This window comes from Bacillus sp. MN7755 (genome assembly GCF_054771475.1).
This window is the reverse complement of record NZ_BTRL01000031.1, coordinates 38699-46718: the sequence shown is the minus strand read 5'-3', so window position 1 is coordinate 46718 and position 8020 is coordinate 38699. Positions and strand designations below refer to the sequence as shown.

General features: G+C 31.0%; 4 protein-coding genes and 1 pseudogene. 3 read left to right on the top strand and 2 right to left on the bottom strand.

The annotated features are described in order from the left end of the window. The first annotated feature begins 1134 nt into the window (after positions 1-1134). The 3 genes from ACYVEC_RS28590 (at position 1135) to ACYVEC_RS28580 (ending at position 4321) form a co-directional block, all read left to right on the top strand. A complete protein-coding gene (locus ACYVEC_RS28590; RefSeq protein WP_063223205.1) occupies positions 1135-2826 on the top strand; it encodes a hypothetical protein in 1692 nt (563 codons plus the stop codon). An 866-nt stretch (positions 2827-3692) separates the two neighbouring features. Next, positions 3693-4001, top strand: a complete 309-nt coding sequence (locus ACYVEC_RS28585; RefSeq protein WP_064774807.1) for a DUF3862 domain-containing protein — start codon at positions 3693-3695, stop codon at positions 3999-4001. Positions 4002-4018: 17 nt separating this feature from the next. Continuing rightward, complete coding sequence (locus ACYVEC_RS28580; protein ID WP_063223206.1) at positions 4019-4321, top strand: hypothetical protein; 303 nt, start codon at positions 4019-4021, stop codon at positions 4319-4321. A 317-nt stretch (positions 4322-4638) separates the two neighbouring features. On the opposite strand, the gene ACYVEC_RS28575 is transcribed toward ACYVEC_RS28580, so the two are convergent. Next, on the bottom strand, positions 4639-5538 hold the full coding sequence (locus tag ACYVEC_RS28575; RefSeq protein WP_275718733.1) for a phosphotransferase enzyme family protein: 900 nt from the start codon (positions 5536-5538) through the stop codon (positions 4639-4641). An 866-nt stretch (positions 5539-6404) separates the two neighbouring features. Continuing rightward, positions 6405-7837: pseudogene (locus tag ACYVEC_RS28570) on the bottom strand (IS4 family transposase). Positions 7838-8020 lie beyond the last annotated feature (183 nt).

Genomic DNA, 8020 nt, shown 5'->3' with positions numbered 1-8020 from the left:
ATACGAATACCTCTACTTTTTTGAAATCCCATAGCTACATTGTGGCAACTTCTATTAAAAACTTGAAACGGTTTAGCTTTATGGTGACAAGTATGTTCTGAACAAGAAATGCCCATGGATTTCCGGGTTTCCTTTAACAACAATTAACGATATTTCATACACTTCGATACGAATACCTTTACTTTTTTGAAATCCCATAGCCACATTGTGGCAACTTCTATTAAAAACTTGAAACGGTTTAGCTTTATGGTGGCAAGTATGTTCTAAACAAGAAATGCCCATGGATTTCCGGGTTTCCTTTAACAACAATTAACGATATTCCATACATCAGTACGAATACCTCTACTTTTATGAAACTTCATAGCTACATTGTGGCAGTAACTCTTGAAAACATGAAACGTTATAGCTTTATGGTGGCAACAACTCTTTAAATTTGAAACATAAACACATTAAGATCTTTTCATATAAAAAAATTTTTTTTATTTAAATTAGTGATAAAGATTGATATAAAGCCATCTTTTAAGAAAAATAACAATATCCCAATGAAATGCTATAGCTATATGATGGCAATAAGTTTTTTGAATAAATCCCTATGAATCCATATGTAACAAGGGATTAGGTGCATTTCAAGCACAATGAAACATTGATTTAAAACATGAAACGCCATAGCTATATGATGGCAACATTTTTTAAAAAACATGAAACGTATATAGCTATATGATGGCAATACTTTCTTGACGTAAAGTGACAAGAAAACGCAATATAATAACATTTATGAATAAATCCTACATATTATTTAGTCATTTCAAAACATGAAACGTTATAGCTATATGGTGGCAACAACTCTTAGCCGAAAGTACTAAAAAACCTATCATATCAAGGTTTACAGGCTGTTTCATTAATTTCAGACGCGTTTCATATTCAAAATCTCTTATAGCTTTATGGTGGCCAAAAGTTTTTTTTTGTGAAACGTTGAATCCCTTGTGCGCCTAAGGCTCAAGCGACGTTTCACATTTTAGATTTTCCTCTTAAAGGGAGACATTTCACCAACATTCGATTTGATATAATCAAAATTGAATTTTTGTATCCTATTTAGGTAAAAACTGAAACTCATAATAAGAGGAGGTGAAAAAGATGGCTAAACCTTTCGTTATAAAGAACAAACGTAGTTTAAATGGTGAAACAACAACTCCAGTATTAGTAACAATTAAAGCGTGGCAAAAATTAGTGGCAGCTTTAGAAGGCAAATACTATAGCTTTAAAGATACATATCTCGAAGATATCGTAAATTCAATGTCTTACGAGGAACGAATCGCAGACGAAGAAGGGTTTGTTGAAAAAGCCAAACCATCTTTTTCACTTCAAATGAAAAATCTCTTCACTAAAGCAAATGGTAGAAAACATAAACTATATGGCATTACTAACGCAGATCTAGAAGTATTTCTATTTCTACATAAAAAATGTAATACCTATGGTGAACTTTCTCATGTTTCCATTCACATGCTTTGGGAGGACTACAAAAATTATAAAGAAGCATTTGCACATATTCATCATTCACAATTCTATGTTGCGTTGAAAAAGCTTAGCTTACACAACATCATTAAAATTGAAAATGAATACAGTGGTAAATATAAAATTACATTAACTGATTTTATGAACAAGGAAACGAATAAAGCGAATCCTTACACGTTTATCAGTCCAATTGTATTTACAAAAGAGTTCTTCGATTTATCCATTGCTGCTAAAAAGCTATTCATTGATATCGCAATGCAGCAAAAACGAGAAACTACTTTGAAACGTTCACTTTATAAGTTGGATGAACAAGGACAACAGACTCATTTTGGCGGTATGTATAGCTTCCTACATAAGAAATACCCACATCAGATACGTTCTGTAATGGCTGAATTAACAACTAAATCAACTGCTACTGGATCTTCTTTGTTTAAAATTTGCAAATTAGAAAAAGGGAAAAAGAATAAAAAGCAGTATACGACACTGTATTTATCTGTACACCCTGATTTCTTGTGTAATAAGGAAGTAGGGGAAGCGTATCGCGATCCATTTACACCAAGACTTACATATAAACGTAAAGCTAAGTTCATTGAAGAATCTTTAGTTGAAATGAATATTGCAGAATTTACAAAAGATATAAACCAATTTGTAAATGTCTTAAAACATTCCTGTCATCGTCAAATCCGCCAAGTAATTCGTGGATTACGCGAAATGATTGATAGACAAGAGGGTTTCCCTAAAAATCTTGTTTATACACTTAGCAAATTATTAAAGCAGTCTTCTCAATATCGCGTATTAGATACGGCTGCTAAAACAGGTATTTATTCTCTGATTACACATAATGTACCGAAAGAAAAACAAGAAGATGCGTTATTTAAATTTGGTACTCACTTTGCTATTTATTCATTGCAAAATGTTAAGAAGTTATTCTGTAAAGCGCATGATCTCCTTCATGCTACATATGCGGTTCCTGTAACTGAAGAAGCATACCATCGTAATTATATGCAGTATCAAGAAGAAACTCTATTTAGGAAGTATGCTTTTGAGCAAGGAGTAAATGTAAACGCATATATTGCATTAGAAATTAAAATTCGTGAATTATTAAAATCTCATGGCCATAAAGAACGTCATATTCCAAGTGATATTCGCGAACTGTTCATTGAAAAAATAGATAGATTGCCTAAGGAAAAAATCCGCGTAATTGAAGTTCCAAAAGACTTTAATTTAATCGATTTTCTTCAATCCTTAGAAGCTTTTTACCGTAAAACTAGTGAAACACCACACACGGTAGATCAGCTGCTTCCTGCAATGTAAAATTACATGCTCTCCTTTTTTGAAAAATCAAAGACGGAGGGCTATTCGTGCTGAAATTAAAAATTATATTCGTACTATCTATACAAGAAAGAGAGAGATTCTTAAATTTGAGTTAGAATACCTCTCTTTTTTTATACACTTCCATACAAAATTCCTAAAATATAATCAGTAATTCACAATTTCATTTTACTTTTTCTGAATATTCGTTCTTTTGTTGGGGTTTAATCTACTAAAAATCGTAAATATATATATAAATTCAGTGGATATCTTAATAATATTGTATAAATGTGTACAATATTATAGCTTAAAACTCCATTTATAAGCGTTTTATATATAAATCTACTTAAAATCAGAATGTTTTTTGTTAATTATGTTAATTTACTGAATTATGTCTATAAATTACTTCAAAATGTTAATAAAATGTGGATTATTTTATAGCATATGTGGAGATCATGTTATTAATTTAAGCTAGACTAGCATTGATCTTAAATACACTTTTATGCATCAAAATGATGTCGATTATATGTAGGTTAAGTGATTCAACTTTATGATATTTTGTATTTTTAGAGTGACGTAAAACGCAATAAATTCACTTCCAATAAATGTTTTTTTCGATTTTTTATGGTTCTATAACTTGAAAAACACTGTTATTGCTGGATTTGTAAGCCATTTTTCATAAGTATAATAGTTTTATCTTTATATTCTTTTTATATAAAAGATATATATTATATTAGGTTTTAACGTACTATCCGAAAAATACGCATCTCTTAATTATTTAAAAGGTAATAGTCTTTCACTAAATAAAAAATAAATTTAAATACTTGGAAATACTAATGGTATGATTTAAAAGAAGGTGTGTACTCAGTATGAAAAGGATGATTAATTCAAATAGAAGAATTATCAAAGCTAAGCTAGAACAAATTCAGAACGGCATGTCTTATGATGATATAGTTACAATTATCGGTGGCGACGGTGAACTTTGTTCTGAAGCCACTGCTGGAGGATATAAGACAAGTCTTTATACGTGGGAAGGTCAACGTTGGAATGGTTCTAACGCTAAAGTAACATTCAAAAATGGTAAAATAATGACTAAGGCTCAATTCGGTATAAAGTGGGACGATAGAAATAGCGTTCTTTTTATATTATATCTAATGCTATATAATGTAATATATTAAGATTGGGGGGGATTTCCATGAAAGAACAGCTTCAGAAAGCATGGAATGAGGGATATGATTTACAAAAAGCAATAACAGCAAGTAGGGGTTCTGTTTTTGAAGAAAAAACAACATTTACTAAAATGCTGGACGCTGTGGAAGTTGGTAACGGTATAAAATGTGCTGGATTTATAACAATAATGTGCATGCAATATGGAGTACGTTTCCCAAGTGAAATAAGAACTATCTCCGAATGTAGAGACAATTGGAAAGCTGTAGCAAAGTCTTATATTTTTGGTATCATGGGTGAGAATAGAGTAGAAGAACTGGACGCTAAATAAGGTGTCTTGTTTTATGTCCTAAAACGGTGCGTAATTGCAAGTACCTAACTGACAAGACAAATTCAGAAGGGTACTGCCAGCAATGAGGAAAAGAAATCAATTACAATAAACGTAACAGTAATCAATAAACCATCAAATGAAGCTATTATGTATATGGCAAAGATTTTAAAGACTCTAGGTATTTCTGCTTAGAGTCTTATTTATTTAAAGTAATCCCTAAAAACCGGACAAAGAGAAGGGGGAAAAGTGAAGTAAGCATCAAATAACTCCAAATTTAACTTTTGTCGTATATTTTGGAGTTACTTGACGGGAATATCCTACAAAAAAATAGAAAAATCATTAATACCTGCATATGGTACTTGATTCTTGATCTTGTCTTCTAAACTATGTAAGGTGTATTTTTGCCATTCTTCTAAATTATTCATATCCCATTTTTTTATGAATAATTGATACAAATAAATCTCTCTAATTTTTAAGAAAGTAGGAATTTGTATAATTATATCCTTATGAAGCAGATTTTCTGTTTTATATCCTGCAAAAAAATTACTCATAAATATATCACAAAAAGAATGTGTATTGCCGTTGAAGGAGCTATGCTGCCAATAAGCATGATAGAAAGCTACTGCAATATCTTGAGCATACCAATTAAATGCGCATTCATCAAAGTCAATTGTAGTTATACATCCTTCCTCATTAATAATGAAGTTTCCTAGATGATAGTCATTATGAATAAGTCCGAAAGTATCAGGGCTAATAATATATGAAGTTAGACTGCATACCAACTTTTCATATTTCTCCCTAATCCATGGATCTAAATCTCTTCTAATATCAAAGACATCAGGATTTTTAATTTTCCATTCAGGACGTTGTATTGCTTGTAATTTAAAATCTTTGGATAGTGCATGCATTCTCCCCAAATTTTTACCAAGTTTTTTAAAAGTTGTTTTATTCCAGTGGGATTTATTTGTAACATCAATTTGATTGCCCTTAATAAATTCAAAATATGTTTTAACACGTTCTTCCTCACACTCTAAAGGAATTACTGGCTTAGGTACAAGTACACCTTTTTCATATAAAAAATTCATCCACTCTATTTCTTGTAAAACCATCTCTTTTGTTTTACTCTTTTCAGAAATTCTAACTACCCTTTCTTTCTCTTTGATATAAAAAACGTCGTTATTAAATCCTCCATTCAACCTGATACGATTTTCTTGCATTCTGTTTTCCCCTTTAACTCTCAATTTACAAGAACACTACTATTTGAACAGTAGCATAGTAACTTCTTTGTCTCCTCATTCACTAACCTGCATCGTTAATTTAATAGAACAATTTCTTGTTTTCCCCAAATTATCCACCCCTTCATAAAGCTTAAAAAATAGAATCTATTACTATTAGAGCCGCAATCTCTATTACGTATTATACGATATGCGTTAATATTAGAAGAGACTATAACAAAAATCATCTTAAATCAACAAACAACTCATGAAGAGTCAATAAACCTATATTAAATTAAAAAGACAATTTATTTTGTCGAGCAAGTCTGTCCAAAGTCAAAAACACTTTATAAATAAAGTGTTAGGTTTAAATTCATATGCTAGAAATTCACAGGATTCTTTTTGTATATTGAAAATATGCTAAGCTTCCTGAAAAAATGACAAAAAATATAGAATACTATATTTAATAAATCTTGTTTTAGAAATTAAAATAAATAAAAACATTAGAATAAATTTTTGACCTTTCACACTTACTATAGCAAGCTATTTAAGATTTAAGCTTAGTAAATTTCAAAGTTAATCCATTGGTAAATAAATGAATATTCAGTATCTATTAAGTGTGATTTCTATAGTAGATTTAAAAAGAAACTGATAACCGTTCACAGAAAACGAGCACGTGTTTTGAAGAATTTCGTGTTTAAAATACTAAGATTATAGAAAACTATAAGGGGTCACCATACATGCCTATCAAGCTAAGCTTGGGTATTCTATGAACTTCCGTTCTTGATGCCCACATGCTTGATATTTTGTTTATTTGTTTTTAAAAATACGCATTCCAAATAAACCTTGATTAGGTGTATTTTTTAAGATTATGCAGTTTTCCGCTTTAGATTGGATACAGTGCACTGATAAACAATGCCTAAAATATCAAAGACTGTCTTTTTCTCATATCGATGGGATTTCCGTCCGTTTTTCTGTAATAGGTCAAGCAAACGAAGGAATATTTTTGATACTTCTTGGGTGTCTTGTTGGATAGCTTCATATACTAAGTAAAGATGATCTTGAATCATATAAATTGCTTTATATTCACTTAATTCTTTTTGTTTTTTTGTAGTAACAACTGTCGCATTTTGAACATAGTGGAAGAACAAAGAAAAATAGCGATTAACTGTCCATAAAGATGACATTCTAGACGCTCTCGCTTAATATTGTGACAATGATTGATACCAAAAAGAGACTTCCATGTTTTAAATACAATTTCTATTTGCCAACGTAGTGAGTAGATATCATGGACCTGTTCCATCGGAACAATTTCCCATGGTATGTTGGTAACATAAACGTTGATTTCTGTTAATCGTTTACTTTTTTCAGAGTATGTGACTCCTTTTTTCTTTTCAACATAAGATTGCTGTTTCCTACGTTTATGAATTTGAGTTGATGTAAGTCTGTATATCACAACTCGTGAGGGTAATTTTTGTTGTCCAACATAGGCATTCCGAATCTCATAAGTATCTCCTGATTTTATCTGATGCATGATATCTTCAAGGTCAAGTAAAACATATAAAGATTGCTTTTTAACTGTCCCATCCCGAAAGAATTCTGGCGATTCATTTTTTACATATACTCTATTATTTAATTTCAACCGTGAGACATAGAATACCCCTCGTTGATCCATCTGGTCTAAATCTTTTAGAGAAAAGTATCCTAAATCTCGAATACATAAATCTCCTGGACATAAGGTATCTAAACACTCGGTACCAAAGGTTTTATCATTATTTTTACTTGGTTCCATTTGAAAATTGAGGAATTTCCCACTATGTAAATCATACTCTAGTTGAATCTTAATACCGGCTGTTTGTGCACATCCTCCTGAACCAGGATAAATAGGAGCTAAATGATTGGGTACTTGAAAAATAGTAGCATCTAAAATACGTATACGTTGAAAATAAGAAGTATATTGGTTTTGGATTTGAGACGAATCGTTTAGTTGGCTTTTGACTAAAAGAGAGAATATACGCTGTAGAAATAAAACAGCGCATCGGTTAAAACGTTGATTAAGTCCTTCTGGACTCATGAGTGTAGCTGTATTTGCATAAAGCTGACTACATAATCGAGTGAGAGAATCGCTTGCTATCCGTTGACTAATCCAGATACATAAGGCAGCCAAATCTCGTGCGCCATACTTACTTTTACGTTTTACAAAACCTGTCTCCTGTGCGAGTTGTTGAAGAATATGTGGAGAAAGATATCGCTGTAGTTCTTGGGCAAACAAATAAAACTCATCTTGAATCGAAAGGTTCATACAAAAACGCCATCCTTTCTTTATATTTCTATAAAAAGAATAGCGTATTTTCATTGTTTTTGGGATTAATTTCTTAAGTTTCATAGAAATGTATTTATAAACCCAAAATATGGTTGACATTTCAAGATTACATTTGTAATATATAGAATATAGATTACAAATGTAATACTGGGGGGAATTTTA

Coding starts and splice junctions, on each gene's coding strand:
- ACYVEC_RS28580 (WP_063223206.1), top strand. CDS start 4,019: ATGAAAGAACAGCTTCAGAAAGCATGGAATGAGGGATATGATTTACAA.
- ACYVEC_RS28590 (WP_063223205.1), top strand. CDS start 1,135: ATGGCTAAACCTTTCGTTATAAAGAACAAACGTAGTTTAAATGGTGAA.
- ACYVEC_RS28575 (WP_275718733.1), bottom strand. CDS start 5,538: ATGCAAGAAAATCGTATCAGGTTGAATGGAGGATTTAATAACGACGTT.
- ACYVEC_RS28585 (WP_064774807.1), top strand. CDS start 3,693: ATGAAAAGGATGATTAATTCAAATAGAAGAATTATCAAAGCTAAGCTA.